The following is a 16,074-nucleotide window of genomic DNA, read 5'->3' as shown; positions in this document are numbered from 1 at the left end:
CCTTGGCCGCCTCAGCGGAACGGGTCGAACGGGGTCGGGAAATGACCCGTCGGAACGATCTCGGCATAGGGACCGCGCGCCAGCAACTGCCCCTGCCCCGGCTGCGCCAGCACGCGTTCCCCGTCGAAGACGAGGCGGCCGCGCTGGTAGGTCGCCGTCGGATAGCCCTGCACCTCCAGGCCCTCATAGGGCGTGTAGTCGCTGCCGTGATGCTGCAGCGCGTTGGTGAGGGTGACGCGCCGCTTCGGATCGAACAGCACGATATCGGCATCGGCCCCGACCGCGATCGCGCCCTTGCGCGGTGCGAGCCCGAACCGCCGGGCCGGGTTGGTCGCGACGAGATCGACGAAGCGGCGCAGATCGATGCGCCCCTTGGCGACGCCTTCCGAGTAGAGGATGGGCAGCCTTGCCGCGAGACCGGGCACGCCGTTCGGGATCTTGTTGAAGGGCGCGTTCTCGCCATGCTGCTTCTTGCCGCGCGGATCGTCATAGCGCAGCGGCGAATGATCGGACGAGACGATGTCGATGACGCCGTCGCGGAGGAACTGCCAGAGCGCCTCGCGATCGGCGCCGGAGCGCAGCGCCGGCGAGATCATGAACTTCGCCCCTTCGAAGCCGGGCCGGTCCATGTCGGCCTCGTCGAGCACGAGATATTGCGTGCAGGTCTCCGCCCAGGCCTTCTGCCCGCGCGCCTGCGCCCGCTCGACCTCCTCGCCGGACTGCGCGCCGGAGACGTGGAAGATCTGGACCGGCGTATCCAGAGCCTCGGCCAGCGCCAGGATGCGATGCGTCGCCTCGCGCTCCACCACCATGGGTTTGGCCCAGGCAAGATGGCGCGGCGCCGTCTGCCCGGCCGCCAGCAGCGCCTGCGTCAGCCAGCCGATCAACTCGTGATGTTCGGCATGCACGCAGACGAGCGCACCGGCGCGCCGCGCCGCAGCCAGCGTCTGCAGGATCTGCGCATCACCAAGGCGGTTGCTGTCATAGGTCATGAAGATCTTGACCGAGCGATGCCCGGCCTCGACAAGCGCCGGCAACTCCCGTTCCAGCACCTCCGGCGCCGGATCGTTGATCAGCAGGTGGAAGGCATGGTCGATCCGCGCCTGCTTCGCCTTCTCGGCATAGTCAGCGACCGCGCCGGCCAGCGAGCCGCCGCGAACCTGCGGCGCGTGGCAGACGACCGTGGTCGTCCCACCCGCGGCGGCGGATGCCGTGCCGCTGTCGAAACCATCGGCGATATCAGCGCCCGAGGAAAAGGGCTGGTCGAGATGGACATGGCTGTCGACACCGCCGGGCAGGACGAGCAGGCCCCGCGCGTCGACCTCCTCGCGGCCGCGCGGCAGTCCCTTGCCGATCGCGGCGATGACGCCACCGGCAATGCCGATGTCGAAAGGCCCGATATCGGAAGCTGTCACGGCCGTGCCGCCGCGGATGACGAGATCGAAATCGCTCATGGTCTTTCTCCGTATGCGGCCGGGGCCCTGAAGCGATGGCCACCCACAGCGCGCGAAACAGCGACGAGGTCAGGATGAAAACGGAATTGCGCGTTGCGCTCGGCGAGCGGCTGTTCGGCATCGAGCGCCCCTGGGGCGCCCTGCCCGCCACGTCGGGGCGGATCACCGATCTCGTGGTCGGCAAGGACGGGCTCGTCCATGTCCTGCTGCGCCGTGACAGCGCCGTCGATCCTGACGGCCCCTGCGTGGTCACGCTGGCAGCCGACGGCAGCTTCCTGCGGAGCTGGGGCGAGGCGCTCTGTCTCGATGCCCACAAGATCGCGACGACGCCCGATGGCGGCCTCGCCATCGTCGACCGCGATGCCCATCGCATCTTCTTCTGCGATGCCGAAGGTCAATTGCGGCAGCAGATCGGCGAGAGCCATCAGCCCGGCAAGCCCTTCAACCATCCTAGTGACATCGCCTTCGCGCCCGATGGTGGCTTCTACGTCGCCGACGGCTACGGCAACGGCCGCATCCACCGCTTCGACGCGAGCGGCAGCCTGATCGCAAGCTGGGGCTCGGTCGGCACCACACCGGGCGCCCTCCTGACGCCGCACGGAATCTGCGTGCTCAGCGACGGACGCGTCATCGTCGCCGATCGCGAGAACAGCCGCGTACAGAGCTTCACGCCCGAAGGCGAGCTTCTGGCGGTATGGGATGCCTTCCTGCGCCCCCAGGATGTCGTCGCCGATGCGGAAGACCGGATTCATGTCTGCGATTCCATCCCGACGCTGAGCCTGCTCTCGGCAGATGGCGCCCTGCTCGGTCGCTGCCGGCCGGTCCTCAACGGAGCCCACGGCCTCTGGCTCGGGCCCGCCGGCGACATCTTTCTCGCCGAGACCAATCCGAACCGCATCACCCGCCTCTTCCCCATCGCGCCGTAATACCTGGTGCGCTCCGAGAGAAACGCCTGTCATCCCGGACGGAGCGAAGCGGAGATCCGGGATCCATGCCTGAACTTTCATCGAAAGCGCTCCGGCATGGATCCCGGGTCAAGCCCGGGATGACGGCGTGGTTCCGTGCAAAATCGGCAGGCACCGGCGTAGCGCCGGTACGTCATGCCGCGGAGACGGCCGTGCGGTTCTGCAGCCGCGAGACCAGCCGCACGAAGGGCCAGAACATCAGGAAGTAGACGATCGCCGCCGCGATCAGCGGGGTCGGGTTGTAGAGCAGGCCCTGGGCGAGCTGCGCCGAGCGCAGCAGCTCCTGCAGCGCGACGGCCGAAGCGATCGAGGTCTGCTTCACCAGTTCGACCGTGTTGCTGATCAGGTCCGGCAGCACGTTGCGCGTGCCCTGCGGCACGACGACATGGATCATGCTCTTGTACCAGCTCAGCCCCGTCGAGCGCGCCGCCTCGCGCTGGCCCTTCGGCACGGATTCGATGCCGGCGCGGAAGATCTCGGCGAAATAGCTCGAACCGTTCAGCGTCAGCGCCAGCACGGCCGCGGTGAACTCGTTGAGCTTCAATCCGAGGAAAGGCAGGCCGAAGAAGATGAAGATCAGCAGCACCAGCGGCGGGATCGCGCGCAGCACGTCGACATAGGCGATGAGCAGGACGCGCAACAGCTTGCTCGGCACGTCCTGCGCCATGGCGATGGCGATGCCGGTGAGCACCGAGAGCGGCACGGCGACCGCAGCCAGCGCCAGCGTCATCCAGAAACCCTGCAGCAGCAGCGGCCAGACCTGGGCGAGGACGTCGAAGTTGAAGAAGGTCGTGACGAGCTCGTCCATCATGACCTCGGATGCGCGTAGACGTGTTCCAGCCAGCGTGTGAAGCGCACGAAGGGCAGGAACAGCAGGAGGAAGAGCAACGCGCCGACAGTGAGCGCCGTCGGATTGGCCACGTTGGACTGGATGCTGGAGGTCACGTTGAGCAGCTCCGGCACGGCCACGACGGAGCCCAGCGTCGTGCCCTTGCTGATGCCGATGGCGCGATTGGTCAGCGGCGGGATCGAGATCCGCACCACCTGCGGCAGGATGATGTAGGCGAGCGTCTGGGTGAAGCTTAAGCCCGTCGAGCGCCCCGCCTCCCATTGCCCTTTCGCCACGGCGTTGATGCCGGCCCAGAAAATCTCCTCGGAGAAGGCCGAGAGCACGATCGCCAGCGCCAGAACCGTAGCGGTGAACGGCTCCAGCACCAGCCCGAAATAGGGCAGCGCGAAATAGGCCAGCACGATCAGGACGAGCTGCGGGATCGAGCGGAAGAAGTCGATGTAGAAGATGATCAGCCAGTTCAGCGGCCGGATGCCGTAGAGCCGCAGGACCGCGAGCGCGAGGCCGAGCGGGATGCCGATCACCACCGTCAGGATCGACATCTCGACGGTGATCAGGAAGCCGCGCAGGATGTCCGGCCAATAGGCCGCCATCAGCGGGAAGTCGAAGAAGTAGCGGACGATCTGGTCCATGCGCGCCGTCAGCCGTGGGAGCGCATCACGAAATCGCGGATGCGCTGGTGCTGCGGGGTGACCAGGATGTCCTGCGGCGTGCCCTCGGCCAGGATCGCGCCATGGTCCATGAAGACGACGCGGTCGGCGACATCGCGCGCGAACTTCATCTCATGCGTCACCACGATCATGGTCATGCCCATCTCCTTGGTGCGGACCATGACGTTGAGCACCTCGCCGACGAGCTCCGGATCGAGCGCTGAGGTCGGCTCGTCGAAGAGCATGACCTGCGGCTCCAGCGCCATGGCGCGGGCGATGCCGACACGCTGCTGCTGGCCGCCGGAGAGCTCTGCCGGATAGGAATCAGCCTTGTGGGCGAGGCCTACGACTTCGAGATGGTGGCGGGCCTTCTTCTCCGCCTCGTCCTTGCCGAGGCCGACGACCTTGCGCAGCGCCAGGGTGACGTTCCCCAGCGCGGTCTTGTGCGGATAGAGATGGATGCCCTGGAAGACCATGCCGATCCGGCGGCGCAGCAGGTTGAGATCGACCTTCGGGCCGGTGATCTCCTGCCCGCCGACGCGGATGGTGCCCGCCGTCGGTTCCTCCAGCCGGTTGATGCAGCGCAGGCAGGTGCTCTTGCCCGAACCGGAGGAGCCGACGATCACGACGGCTTCGCCCTTGCCGACCTTGAGATCGACGCCGCGCAAGACCTCGACATTGCCGAAGCTCTTGCGCAGCCCCTCGATCGAAACGATCGTCTCGGTGGGCGTGGCCGTCATGGCGGGCAGCGAGGTCACTTGCAGGCAGCCTTGCGCTCGGTCGCGTCATAGCCCTCGAAATCCGGCGCGCCGGTGCCGGGATAGACCTTGGCCGACGAGGAGTTCGCGTCCGGCTTCACGCCGAACCACTTCTCGTGGATCTTCGCCAGTGTGCCGTCGGTCTTCATGCACTCCAGCGCGCCTTCGACCTGCGAACGGAATGCGGCGTCCTCCTTGCGGAAGGCGATGCCGAAATTGCGGCCGCTGTCGAGCACGAAGGCGACTTCCGCCGTCGGCGTCTGCGTGGAGACATAACGCGAGACCGGCGCGTCGGCGACGTTGGCGAAGGCGCGGCCGATCATGACCGCCTGCACCGCGTCGGCGTTCTTGTTGTAGCGCTGGATGGTGAAGCCGTACTTGGCCTCGTTGTCGGTCAGCCACTTGTCCGAGATCGAGCCGTTGTTGACGGTCAGCGCCTTGCCCTTCAGCTCCTCGAGATTGGCGATCTTGCCGCCCTTCTTGACGAGGAAGCCGAGGCCCGTCGGCATATAGGGCTCGCTGAACAGCATCTGCGCGGCGCGCTCGGGCGTGATGTTGGTCGGCGCCGGGATCATCTCGTAGCGCTTGGAGAACAGGCCGGCGAAAATCGCCGAGAAGTTCGAATCCGTGACGTCGACGCCCGGGCGGCCGAGTTTCTGGGCGATCGCGACGGACATGTCGTAGGTAAAGCCGGTCGTCTCGCCCGCCGGCGTCTTGAAGCAGAACGGTGCGAAACCGAGATCGCAGGCCACTTTCAGCTTTTCGTTCTGTGGATGGTCGGCGTCCTGCGCCATGGCCGGCATCGCGATGAGGGCGGCCAATGCCACGCCTCTGACGGCGGCGCGCGCCATCCCGATCGAATTCAGTTTCATGCTTCCCGCTCCCGTTGTGCGACGGCCACGCCGCGATTGTCGCGCCCCTGTTCTTGCAACAATCCGGCCACGTCTGGAGCGAAGCCTAACAGGGCGAAATCATGCCCAGCCAATTATTTGTTGTCGGGTTTCCATAACATGATGTTAAGCGCTTTCGGCCGGCTCGGCGTCCTTGCCTTTGGGCATAGGCGGCACCAGGCCCCGCAAAATGTCGACAAAAGCGTTCCCCGTTCGCGAGAGCGGCTCGAAGCGCGGCGTCAGAAGATGTGCACGGACCCGCGTCTTGGGCGCGAGCGGGCGCGACACCAGCTCCGGCCAGGTCCGCCCGCGCAGCACGAACTCGTCGACGACGGCGATTCCGGCGCCAGCCCGGACCATCGCGCAGGCGACCGGCGTGAAGCGGACGACGGTGCTGATGCGTAAAGGCGCCGATTTCAGCGCGAGCGCGCGCCCGACGACGTCGCCATAAGGCGTCTGCGGCCCGAAGCCGACCAGTGGATAGGGCACGAGATCGGCCGGGCGGATGACGCGCAGCCGCGCCAGCGCATGGTCGCGCGGCATGATCACCATGAGCCGCCCCTCGGTCAGCACTTCCGTGTCGAGCGTCGGCTCGTCGACAGGAAGGATCGAGACGCCGAGATCGGCCCGGCCGGCCACGACCTTGGCGACGATCTCGAGCAGGGTCAGCACCTCGAACTCGACGCGCAGATCGGGGAAGCGCTCGCGCAGCCGGGCGATGGCGTCCGGCACCAGCGCCTGCCCGACGCTCGGGCTCGCAACGATCCGCACCGAGCCCGTGCCGCGCTCGCGCAGTTCTTCGGCCAGTTCGTTGACCCGGACCACGCCCTGATGGACCTGATCGACCTCCTGGAAGAGCCGACGCGCCTCCGGCGTCGGCTGCACGCGACCGCGCACGCGCTCGAACAGGCGCAGGGCCAGCCTGTCCTCCGTATAGGCCAGGAGGCGGCTGATCGCGGGCTGCGAGACCGAGAGCAGCCGCGCGGCACCGCTGATCGAGCCGGTGATCATGATGGCGCGGAAGACTTCGATCTGCCGGAGATTGAGGCGCATGGCGATAACATCCAATTATGGTCGGTCGCATAATAAGCATGATTCATTTCGCGCATAGCGCTCTAAGCTCCTCGTCGCGCCGGCAACGACCGGCTCGGGACAGAGCATTGCGCGAAAAAGTGGGAACCGGTTTTTCGCTTAAACAATGCTCTCAACTTATGCGGGACGAGGCCGGCCGATGAGACGCTCTCTGACGATGAAGGATGTCGAGGCCGCCGTTGCCGGCGGTTCGGTCTTCGCCGCGGGTGGAGGCGGCTGGGCCGATCATGGCCGCATGCTCGGCACCGCCGCGGTCAACACCGGCAGGCCCGAGCTCGTCACCATGGACGAGATCCCCGACGACGCCATCATCGCCACCGCCGCCGCCATCGGCGCGCCCGCCGGCACGACCGAATGGGAGATGTGGGGCATCGACTACGTCAAGGCCGTGCAATTGCTACAGGAGGCGCTGGGCAAGCCGATCTATGGCCTAATCATCGGCCAGAACGGCATGTCGAGCACGCTGAACGCCTGGCTTCCCAGCGCCATCCTCGGCGTCAAGGTCGTCGATGCCGTCGGCGACATCCGCGCCCATCCTACCGGCGACATGGGCTCGATCGGCCTCGCCAACAGCCCGGAAGCGACGATCCAGGTCGCCGTCGGCGGCAACCGCGCGAAGAACCAGTACATCGAGCTGGTGACACGCGGCGCCACCGCCAAGGTCTCGCCGATCCTGCGAACCGCTTCCGACATGTCCGGCGGCTTCATCGCCTCCTGCCGCAACCCCGTCTCGGCGGCCTATGTCCGCAAGAACGCCGCGCTCGGCGGCATCTCGATGGCGCTGGCGCTGGGCGAGCGCATCCTCGACGCCAAGCCCAGGGGCGGGACCGCCGTGATCGACGCGATCTGCGACCAGACCGGCGGCTCGATCATCGCGCGCGGCCCGGTCGCCAAGAAAGGTGTCCGCTACACCAACGAGGCATTCGACATCGGCACGATCCAGGTCGGCACCGGCACGGCCGCCCGCGTCATCCATGTCATGAACGAGTACATGGCGGTCACCGATCTCGACGGCGCCCGGCACGCCTGCTTCCCGGATGTCATTACGACGCTCGACGCCGACGGTCAGCCTGTCAGCGCCGGCCATGTCCGCGAGGGCATGGAACTCTCGGTCCTGCGCGTGCCCAAGAGCAAGATCCCGCTGAGCTCCAGCGTGACCGACCCCAGCGTCTATCCGATCGTCGAGAAGGCGCTCGGCATGAACTTCACCGATTACGCGCTCGGCCGCGAAGGCTAGGCCGCGCGCCTCTCCTCACAGCCTGCAATATCAACCGGATACCCCGATCATGAGCGATTTCGATCTCGTCCTTCGCGGCAACATCGTGCTGTCCGACCGGATCATCGAGGACGGCTATGTCGCCGTCACCGGCGGCAAGATCGGCAAGGTCGGCTCCGGCACGCCGCCTTCGGCCCGCGAGACCCAGGATTTCCGCGGCCAGTGGATCATGCCGGGCGTCATCGACGGGCAGGTCCATTCCGGCAGCCAGGCCAACCACGAAGGCATCGGCATGTGCTCGCGGGCGGCGGCAACCGGCGGCGTCACCGTCATGGTCGACATGCCCTATGACGAGCCGGAACCCGTTACCAGCGCCAAGCTCTTCAACGAGAAGGTCGCCGTGGTCGAGCGCGACGCCCATGTCGATGTCGCGCTCTACGCCACGATCACCATCGAGAACGGACTCCATGCCATCCCCGGCCTGGTCGAGGCCGGCGCCTGCGCCTTCAAGTTCTCGACCTTCGAAGCCAACCCGACGCGCTTCCCGCGCATCGGCGACGACACGCTCTACGAGGCCTTCAAACTGATCGAGCCGACCGGCCTGCTCTGCGGCGTCCACAACCAGGACCAGGAGATGACCCGGCGCAATATCGCCAGGCTCGTCGAAGCCGGTGATACCGGCCCGGACGCCTTCCTGCGCGCCCATACCCCGCTGATCGAGAACCTCGCCACCGCCCGCATCTACGAAATCGGCGCCGAGACCGGGGCTCGCGCCCATGCCGTCCACGTCTCGACCTCGCGCGGCTTCGAGATCTGCAACATGTACAAGCGTGCCGGCCACAAGGCCACGGTCGAGAGCTGCGTGCAGTACTTCATGCTCAATGCCGAGGAGCATGTGCCGCGCTTCGGCGCCAAGGTGAAGCACTACCCGCCGATCCGCCCGAAGGCCGAGAGCGACCTGCTCTGGAGCCACCTCGCCGCCGGCCATTGCGACTTCATCTCGTCGGACCACGTCTCCTGGGGGCTGGAGAAGAAGGGCGATCCGATGATCTTCAAGAACACCTCGGGCGGCCCGGGCATCGAGACCCTGCTGCCGGCGCTCTGGACCGGTTGCGAGGAGCACGGGCTTTCACCGAGCATCGTGGTGAAGCAGCTCTGCGAGGGGCCGGCCAAGGCCTTCCTGCTCGCCGACAAGGGCCGGCTCGAAGCCGGCGCCGATGCCGACATCACCGTGCTGGAGCCAGGCCGCTTCATCCATGATCCGAGCAAAAGCCTGTCGGCCGTAAAGTGGAGCTCGATGGAAGGCCGCGAGTTCCGCGTCCGCGTCGCCGCGACCTATGTCCGCGGCCAGCTCGCCTGGGACGGCAAGGAAATCCGCAACAAGGCCGGCGACGGCCGCTTCCTGCGTCCGGCGGCCTGAGCGCCATGGCGATCGATCAGGACCGGCTCTGGCGGCGCATCGAGGCGCTCTCGCGGATCACCGATCCGGAGCGCCCCTGGACGCGCCGCTCCTTCACCCCGCGCTTTCTCGAAGGCCGTGAATGGCTCGTGGCGGAATTTCGCGACGCCGGGCTGGAGACCGAGCTCGACGCGGCCGGCAATCTGATCGGCCGGCTCGCTGGCGCCGATCCGACGCTGAAGCCGATCCTGATCGGCTCGCATTCCGACACGGTGCCGTCAGGCGGCCGCTATGACGGCATCCTCGGCGTGCTCGCCGCGCTGGAGGTGGCCCAGAGCTTCAGCGAGCGCGGCGACCGTTTGCGCCATACGCTGGAGGTGGTCGATTTCCTGGCGGAGGAGCCGAGCGAGTTCGGCCTCTCCTGCATCGGCAGCCGCGCGCTCGCCGGCGCACTCACCGAGCAGCATCTTGCCCTCACCCGCCCGGATGGCATGACATTGCGCGAAGGTATCGCCTTCATCGGTGGCAGGCCGGCGGAGCTGGCTTCGGTCAAGCGGCCGGCGGGTGGTGTCGCCGCCTATGTCGAGGTCCATATCGAGCAGGGCCGCGTGCTCGAGAACGAGCGCATCCCGATCGGCATCGTCACCGATATCGTCGGCATCCGCCGTGAGCGCATCATCGTGACCGGCCGGGCCGACCACGCCGGCGCGACGCCGATGCCTCTGCGGGCCGACGCCCTGGTCGGCGCCGCAAAGCTGATCGAGGCCGCCTATAAGCGGGCGCTCGCCACCGCGCGGGACAACCAGCCCCTGGTCGCCACCTTCGGGCGCATCGAGGTCAGCCCCAATGCCGCCAATGCCGTGCCGGGCGAAGCCGTCCTGACTCTGGAAGTCCGTTCCGGCAACGAGGCGGCGGTCAAGGCCTTCGGCGATGCGCTGGTGCGCGATCTGCAGCCCGCCCTGGAGGAATTGCGCCTTGCCATCGCGGTCGAACCGATCAGCCATGTCGCGCCGACAGCCTGCGCGCCGGAGATCCGTTCGGCCATCGCCAATGCCGCAAGCTCGCTCGGGCTCGCCACCCGCGACCTGCCGAGCGGCGCCGGCCATGACGGTGTCTTCGTCGCCCATACCGGTCCGATCGGCATGATCTTCGTGCCCTGCCTCGACGGGCGCAGCCATGCGCCGGAGGAATCGATCACACCCGAGCAGGCCGGCGACGGCGCACGCGTGCTGGCCGAGACGGTGCGCCTGCTCGATGTGAGCCTGGGCTAAAGCCGATGGACTGGGCAGCGAGCGATCTGGCGGAACGCGATCTCTACAAGCTCTTGGTCAACACCGTGCTGCCGCGCCCGATCGCGCTCGTCACCACGGTCGATGCGCAGGGGCGCGCCAATGCCGCACCCTTCAGCTTCTTCAACGTCTTCAGCCATGCCCCGCCGCTGGTCGTGCTCGGCATCGAGGGGCGCGACAACGCCCCCTCGCCGCTGAAGGACACCATGCGCAACATCCGCGAGACCGGCAGCTTCGTCGTCAACCTCGTCGACCGCGCCATGGTCGAGGCGATGCAGATCTGCGCCATCGACTTCCCCGGCGAGGTCGATGAGATCGAGGCGGCGGGGCTCACGACCGCGCCGAGCGCCGCGATTGCAGCGCCGCGGCTCATCGCCTCCCCGGTCCAGCTCGAATGCCGCGAGACCGTCTCGCTTGCGCTCGGCACACGGCATCGCAACCTCGTCGTCGGCGAGATCGTCCATCTCCACATCCGCGACGGCATCGTCGACGAGCGCCTGCATGTCGATATCGACAGGCTCGACCTCGTCGGCCGCCTGCACGGCGCCGACTGGTACGTCACCCTGCGCGATCGGTTCCAGGTTCTGCGCCAGACGCTGGCAGGCTGGCGCGAACGGACGCGAACCATCCCTGAAGGAGAGGTGTCGTGAGCGGCACGATCTACGTCATCAATCCAAACTCGACCGAGCGCGTGACCAGGGAGATCGATGTCGCCGTCGCGCCGCTGCGCATGGCAGGCGGCCCCGCGATCGAATGCCTGACGCTGGCCGAGGGACCGCCCGGCATCCAGTCCCAGCGCGACGTCGACGGGCTGATCCCGGCCCTGCTGAGGCGCGCCGCAAGCTTGGAGAACGAGGCCGCCGCCTTCGTCGTCGCCTGTTTCTCCGATCCCGGCATGCATGCGCTGCGCGAGCAGAGCGAGAAGCCGGTGCTTGGCATCGCCGAATCCGGCGTGCTGACGGCGCTGACGCTGGGCCATCGCTTCGGCATCGTCGCGATGCTGCAAAACTCGATCCCGCGCCACCTGCGCTATCTCGGCGCGATGGGCATGATGGACCGCTTCGCCGGCGACCTGCCGGTGAACCTCACCATTGCCGAGATGGCGGACGATACGCTCACGCTTGGCCGCATGATCACCGTCGGCCGCAGCCTGCGCGATGCGCATCATGCCGATGTGCTTGTCATGGGCTGCGCCGGCATGGCGCGCTTCCGCGAGCCGCTGGAACGAGAACTGGGCATCCCGATCGTCGAGCCGACCCAGGCGGCGGTGACGATGGCGATCGGGCGCGTGCAGCTGGGCTGGGGCGGGCACCCCCTCCGCGGAGGCTGAACATGGACGATCTGATTGCCGCACTCGCCGAGGCACTCGGCGAGGCGAATGTCCTCGTCTCCCAGCAGGATCAGGCTCCCTTCCTCACCGACTGGCTCGGCAAGTATCGAGGCGCCGCGCGGGCCGTCCTGCGCCCCGGCTCGACCGCAGAGGTCGCCGCCGCAATGCGCATCTGCGCGCGCCACGAAGTGCCCGTCGTCCCGCAGGGCGGCAACACCAGCATGTCCGGCGGCGCCACGCCGGACATGTCGGGTCGCGCGGTCGTCTTATCGCTCATAAGACTGAATAGCATTCGCAGTATCGACATCGTCGGCAACACGATCACCGTCGATGCCGGCATCGTGCTCGCCAAGGTACAGCAGGCGGCGCAGGAGGTGGGGCGCTTCTTCCCGCTCAGCCTCGGCGCCGAGGGCAGCTGCACCATCGGCGGCAACCTCGCAGCCAATGCCGGCGGCGTCGCGGTGCTGCGCTACGGCACCATGCGCGAGCTCACCCTTGGCCTTGAGGTCGTGCTCGCCGACGGACGCATCTGGGATGGGCTGACGGCGCTGCGCAAGGACAATACCGGCTACGCGCTACGCGATCTCTTCATTGGCTCGGAAGGCACGCTCGGCATCATCACCGGTGCGGTGCTCAAGCTCTTCGCCCGGCCCCATGCCCGCGCCAGCGCCTTCGTCGCCGTTCAGGACGCAGCCGCCGCGCTCGCCCTTCTGTCGGCGATTCGAGACCATTGCGGCGACCGGCTGACCGCCTTCGAATTCATGACCGGCGAATGTCTGGCGCTGATCCTGCGCCATATCGGCGATGCGCGCCTGCCGCTGGCCATCATGCCGCCGGCGGCGGTGCTGATCGAACTCTCCGATCAGGACGACGAGCCCGGCTTGCGCGAGCGCCTCGAAGCCGCGCTGGCCGACAGCATCGAGACCGGCCTCGTGCATGACGCCGCCATTGCGCAGGATGGCACGCAGGCCCGGGCCTTCTGGCGCATCCGCGAAGGTGTGTCCGAAGCGCTGGTGCGCGAGGGCAAGGCGGCCAAGCACGACGTCTCGATGCCGGTCTCCGCCATGGCCGATTTCGTCGCTGCGGCCGACGTCGCCGTCCGCGCGGTGGCGCCGGGCGTCCGGCCGATCGTCTTCGGCCATCTCGGCGACGGCAACCTGCACTACAACCTGTTGCCGGCCGAAGCGCAGGATGCCGCAGCCTTCGCGGCGCTCGCGCCCGCGCTCACCCGCATCGTCCATGACGAGATCGGCCGTCGACGCGGCTCGATCAGCGCCGAGCACGGCATCGGCCAGCTGCGCGTCGCCGAGATGCCGCTGCGCAAGGCGCCGCTCGAACTCGAACTGATGCATCAGCTCAAGCACCTGCTCGATCCGGCAGGCCTGCTCAATCCGGGCAAACTTCTGCCGGGCAAGCTTCTGCCCGCTTCCACCCCCAACTGAGGACGATCATGGTTCTGCTCGATGAAACCGCGAAGGGTGTCTACGTCATCGCGGTGACGCCCTTCACCGAGACCGGCGCGCTCGATCTCGACAGCACCGACCGGATGGTCGATTTCTACCTGGAGAAGGGCGCGACTGGCCTCACCGTCCTCGGCATGATGGGTGAGGCGCCGAAGCTGACGGCGGATGAATCCCGCATCTTCGTGCGCCGCGTGCTGGCGCGGGTGCAGGGCCGCGTCCCGGTCGTCGCCGGCGTTTCCGCACCCGGCTTCGCGGCGATGCGCGAGCTCAGCGAGAGCGTGATGGGCGACGGCGCCGCCGGCGTCATGGTCGCACCGCCCTCCAACCTGCGGACCGACGATCAGATCGTCTCCTACTACGCCATGGTGGCCGAGACACTGGGACCGAAGACGCCTTTCGTCCTGCAGGATTTCCCGCTCGTCACCCAAGTGCAGATCACCCCGGCCGTGATCCTGAAGATCGTCGCCGCCCATCCGAGCTGCGTCATGCTCAAGCATGAGGACTGGCCCGGCCTCGCAAAGATCTCCGCCCTGCGCGCGGCCAGCGACCAAGGCGGCCGCCGCATCTCGATCCTCGTCGGCAATGGCGGGATGTTCCTGCCGGAAGAGCTTTCGCGCGGCGCCGACGGCGCCATGACCGGCTTCGCCTATCCCGAGATGATGGTCGATGTCTGGAAGGCGCATGCGGCTGGCCAAGTCGAGCGGGCGCATGATCTCTTCGACGCCTATCTGTCGCTTGCCCGCTATGAGCAGCAGCCCGGCCTCGGCCTCGCCATCCGCAAATATACGCTGGCGAAGCGTGGCGCCATCGCCTCCGCCACCCTGCGCAAGCCGGGCGGAGCATTGTCGAAGGCCGATATCGCCGATATCGAACGGCTCATCGCGCGGCAGGAGCGGCGCCTGAAGGAGATCGGCTGATGGATCTGGGACTAGTCGGAAAGCGCGCCCTGGTGCTGGGCGCGAGCCGCGGATTGGGCGCGGCCATCGCTCAGACGCTGGCGGCCGAAGGCGCGACCGTCATCGCCGCGGCGCGCAGCAGCGATGTCACGGAAAACTGGATCGCCGCCCTGCCCGCGGATCAGCGCGGCCGGGTCCGCGGCGCGAAGCTCGATCTCACCGATCTCGCCTCGGTCGAGGCCCTCGCCGACCGCCTCGTCGCGGAAGGCGGCGTCGACATCCTGATCGGCAACTCCGGCGGCCCGCCGCCGGGCGAGGCCCGCGATGCCAGGCGCGACGACTGGCTGAAGCATTTCGAGGGCATGGCCGCCAATCTGTTCCATCTGGCGCAGAGCCTGCTGCCCGGCATGGCCGAGCGCGGCTTCGGCCGCATCGTCACCATCGCCTCCTCCGGCGTCGAGCAGCCGATTCCGCGCCTTGCCCTCTCCAACGGCATCCGCGCCGCCGTGATCGGCTGGTCGAAGACGCTGGCCTCGGAGGTTGCGGGCAGCGGGGTGACGGTCAACGTCGTTCTGCCGGGCCGCATCCACACCGAGCGCGTCGACCAGCTCGACGATGCCGCGGCGGCCCGTAGCGGCGGCACGCGCGAGGCTGTCGCCCAGGCTTCGATGGCGACGATTCCCGCCGGCCGCTACGGCAAGCCGCAGGAATTCGCCGATGTCGTCGCCTTCCTCGCCAGCGAGCGGGCAAGCTATGTGACGGGCGCGAAGATCCGCATCGACGGCGGCTTGATCAGGGGCATCTGAACCTGGACTCGTCTGCGCCAGCGACACGAAAGCTGGCGCAGTTTCCTGGACGTGACGCCCGCCGTATCGATCGGGGGATGGAATACCCGTGGCTCGTCCCCGGCACAGGCGCGGAGCGTTTCGCACGTCCTCGGCGCCCAGGCCCAAAAGCAAAAGCGCCGGAAGATCCGACGCTTGCATGCTTCTCATCGCTTGAGATTGTTTGGAGCGGGCGAAGGGATTCGAACCCTCGACCCCAACCTTGGCAAGCGATTTATCATTTAATTCCAATATCTTACACACGTACGAAATCGGCGCTTTCGGCGGATCAGATCCATCTCCGTTCAAAATGAACTGGAGCGCCAAGTCTGTAGGCGCTCGCCAATCTCGGATGTGCACGAACCGCTAAACCTGCAACTGCCGTGTAACCCTACTGATTTCGTCTCAACAATCACCGAAATTGCAGCGGATTACAGCGCGTTTTCGTTTTTGAGGGTAGAAACACTCATACAAGGACAATGCACCGTGCAAAACCAGCAAGACGACAAACTAATAACGCTAAAGGAAGCGTCCGAAGCGCTAGGGCTTCCCATCTTCAAATTCTATCGCGCTGCCAAAGCAGGCCAGATCCCTACATACAGGCTCTTCAACTCTCGAAAATATGTCAAACTTCGCGAGATCATCGAAATCATTGAAAAGAGTAAAACATCAGTAGGCGCTTGAGCGTACTAACCGTCAGATTCGGCAGGAACAGACGTAAGGCAAGGCTAGCAGAACTGGGTGGCCGCCGCCTATTGTCCTTGGGTGCTTAGGCTACGCCTTCAGCGCCGCACGCCAGGCTTTCATAGCAGGCGGCACCTGGCACCGAGGGGTGTCGCTGGTCGTCGTCCTTCGGAAGGGCGGCTTTTTCGTTTCAGGCCGCGTCATCGGGGCGCGTTCCTCCACATAACAATAACATCGGCGCATCTCCGCCATGTTCAACAGCCCGGTTTTCTATCCTGATCTTGTGAATGCCGTAAGGCAAGCGTCGCCCTTGT

General features: G+C 66.8%; 16 protein-coding genes. 10 read left to right on the top strand and 6 right to left on the bottom strand.

Going from position 1 to position 16,074, the window contains the following annotated elements; all coding sequences use genetic code 11:
* Positions 1 to 11: 11 nt before the first annotated feature.
* Positions 12 to 1,454: a dihydropyrimidinase gene (gene hydA / locus FQV39_RS21365; protein WP_149132122.1), complete on the bottom strand. Its 1,443-nt coding sequence runs from the start codon at positions 1,452 to 1,454 to the stop codon at positions 12 to 14.
* 74 nt (positions 1,455 to 1,528) lie between these two features.
* Between hydA and FQV39_RS21360 the strand changes: the two genes are divergently transcribed.
* Positions 1,529 to 2,380, top strand: a complete 852-nt coding sequence (locus FQV39_RS21360) for an NHL repeat-containing protein (protein ID WP_149132121.1) — start codon at positions 1,529 to 1,531, stop codon at positions 2,378 to 2,380.
* Positions 2,381 to 2,552: 172 nt separating this feature from the next.
* Here FQV39_RS21360 and FQV39_RS21355 read toward each other — a convergent pair whose 3' ends face one another.
* From FQV39_RS21355 to FQV39_RS21335, 5 genes are all read right to left on the bottom strand, one after another.
* Complete coding sequence (locus FQV39_RS21355) at positions 2,553 to 3,230, bottom strand: amino acid ABC transporter permease (RefSeq protein ID WP_248313099.1); 678 nt, start codon at positions 3,228 to 3,230, stop codon at positions 2,553 to 2,555.
* Positions 3,227 to 3,901: an amino acid ABC transporter permease gene (locus tag FQV39_RS21350; RefSeq protein WP_149132120.1), complete on the bottom strand. Its 675-nt coding sequence runs from the start codon at positions 3,899 to 3,901 to the stop codon at positions 3,227 to 3,229. Before FQV39_RS21350 ends, FQV39_RS21355 begins: the two co-directional genes overlap by 4 nt.
* Positions 3,902 to 3,909: 8 nt before the next feature.
* Positions 3,910 to 4,659 carry an amino acid ABC transporter ATP-binding protein gene (locus tag FQV39_RS21345; RefSeq protein ID WP_149132119.1) on the bottom strand — a complete coding sequence of 250 codons (750 nt, stop codon included), beginning with the start codon at positions 4,657 to 4,659 and terminating at the stop codon, positions 3,910 to 3,912.
* Between the two features lie 14 nt (positions 4,660 to 4,673).
* Entirely contained in the window at positions 4,674 to 5,549 is an 876-nt protein-coding gene (locus FQV39_RS21340) for a substrate-binding periplasmic protein (protein ID WP_248313098.1), read from the bottom strand.
* Between the two features lie 144 nt (positions 5,550 to 5,693).
* Entirely contained in the window at positions 5,694 to 6,620 is a 927-nt protein-coding gene (locus FQV39_RS21335) for a LysR family transcriptional regulator (protein ID WP_149132118.1), read from the bottom strand.
* 178 nt (positions 6,621 to 6,798) lie between these two features.
* On the opposite strand from FQV39_RS21335, the gene FQV39_RS21330 reads away from it, so the two are divergent.
* The 9 genes from FQV39_RS21330 (at position 6,799) to FQV39_RS21290 (ending at position 15,760) form a co-directional block, all read left to right on the top strand.
* Positions 6,799 to 7,896 carry a DUF917 domain-containing protein gene (locus FQV39_RS21330; protein ID WP_149132117.1) on the top strand — a complete coding sequence of 366 codons (1,098 nt, stop codon included), beginning with the start codon at positions 6,799 to 6,801 and terminating at the stop codon, positions 7,894 to 7,896.
* A 49-nt stretch (positions 7,897 to 7,945) separates the two neighbouring features.
* Positions 7,946 to 9,295 carry a dihydroorotase gene (locus tag FQV39_RS21325; RefSeq protein WP_149132116.1) on the top strand — a complete coding sequence of 450 codons (1,350 nt, stop codon included), beginning with the start codon at positions 7,946 to 7,948 and terminating at the stop codon, positions 9,293 to 9,295.
* A 5-nt stretch (positions 9,296 to 9,300) separates the two neighbouring features.
* Complete coding sequence (locus tag FQV39_RS21320; RefSeq protein WP_149132115.1) at positions 9,301 to 10,545, top strand: Zn-dependent hydrolase; 1,245 nt, start codon at positions 9,301 to 9,303, stop codon at positions 10,543 to 10,545.
* Positions 10,546 to 10,550: 5 nt separating this feature from the next.
* On the top strand, positions 10,551 to 11,213 hold the full coding sequence (locus tag FQV39_RS21315) for a flavin reductase family protein (RefSeq protein WP_149132114.1): 663 nt from the start codon (positions 10,551 to 10,553) through the stop codon (positions 11,211 to 11,213).
* Complete coding sequence (locus tag FQV39_RS21310) at positions 11,210 to 11,893, top strand: aspartate/glutamate racemase family protein (protein WP_149132113.1); 684 nt, start codon at positions 11,210 to 11,212, stop codon at positions 11,891 to 11,893. The genes FQV39_RS21315 and FQV39_RS21310 overlap by 4 nt, the downstream gene beginning before the upstream one ends.
* Positions 11,894 to 11,895: 2 nt before the next feature.
* The gene (locus tag FQV39_RS21305) at positions 11,896 to 13,335 is read left to right on the top strand and encodes an FAD-binding oxidoreductase (RefSeq protein WP_149132112.1); all 1,440 of its coding nucleotides are present in this window, start codon (positions 11,896 to 11,898) and stop codon (positions 13,333 to 13,335) included.
* 8 nt (positions 13,336 to 13,343) lie between these two features.
* Positions 13,344 to 14,273 carry a dihydrodipicolinate synthase family protein gene (locus FQV39_RS21300; protein ID WP_149132111.1) on the top strand — a complete coding sequence of 310 codons (930 nt, stop codon included), beginning with the start codon at positions 13,344 to 13,346 and terminating at the stop codon, positions 14,271 to 14,273.
* Positions 14,273 to 15,058: an SDR family oxidoreductase gene (locus tag FQV39_RS21295; protein WP_149132110.1), complete on the top strand. Its 786-nt coding sequence runs from the start codon at positions 14,273 to 14,275 to the stop codon at positions 15,056 to 15,058. Before FQV39_RS21300 ends, FQV39_RS21295 begins: the two co-directional genes overlap by 1 nt.
* Positions 15,059 to 15,562: 504 nt before the next feature.
* Complete coding sequence (locus FQV39_RS21290) at positions 15,563 to 15,760, top strand: helix-turn-helix transcriptional regulator (protein ID WP_149132109.1); 198 nt, start codon at positions 15,563 to 15,565, stop codon at positions 15,758 to 15,760.
* Positions 15,761 to 16,074: the final 314 nt, after the last annotated feature.

This window comes from Bosea sp. F3-2, assembly GCF_008253865.1.
In the GTDB taxonomy this organism is placed as follows: Bacteria; Pseudomonadota; Alphaproteobacteria; order Rhizobiales; family Beijerinckiaceae; genus Allobosea.
Note: the sequence above shows the minus strand (reverse complement) of the source record. Positions and strands in the feature narration are given on the sequence as shown.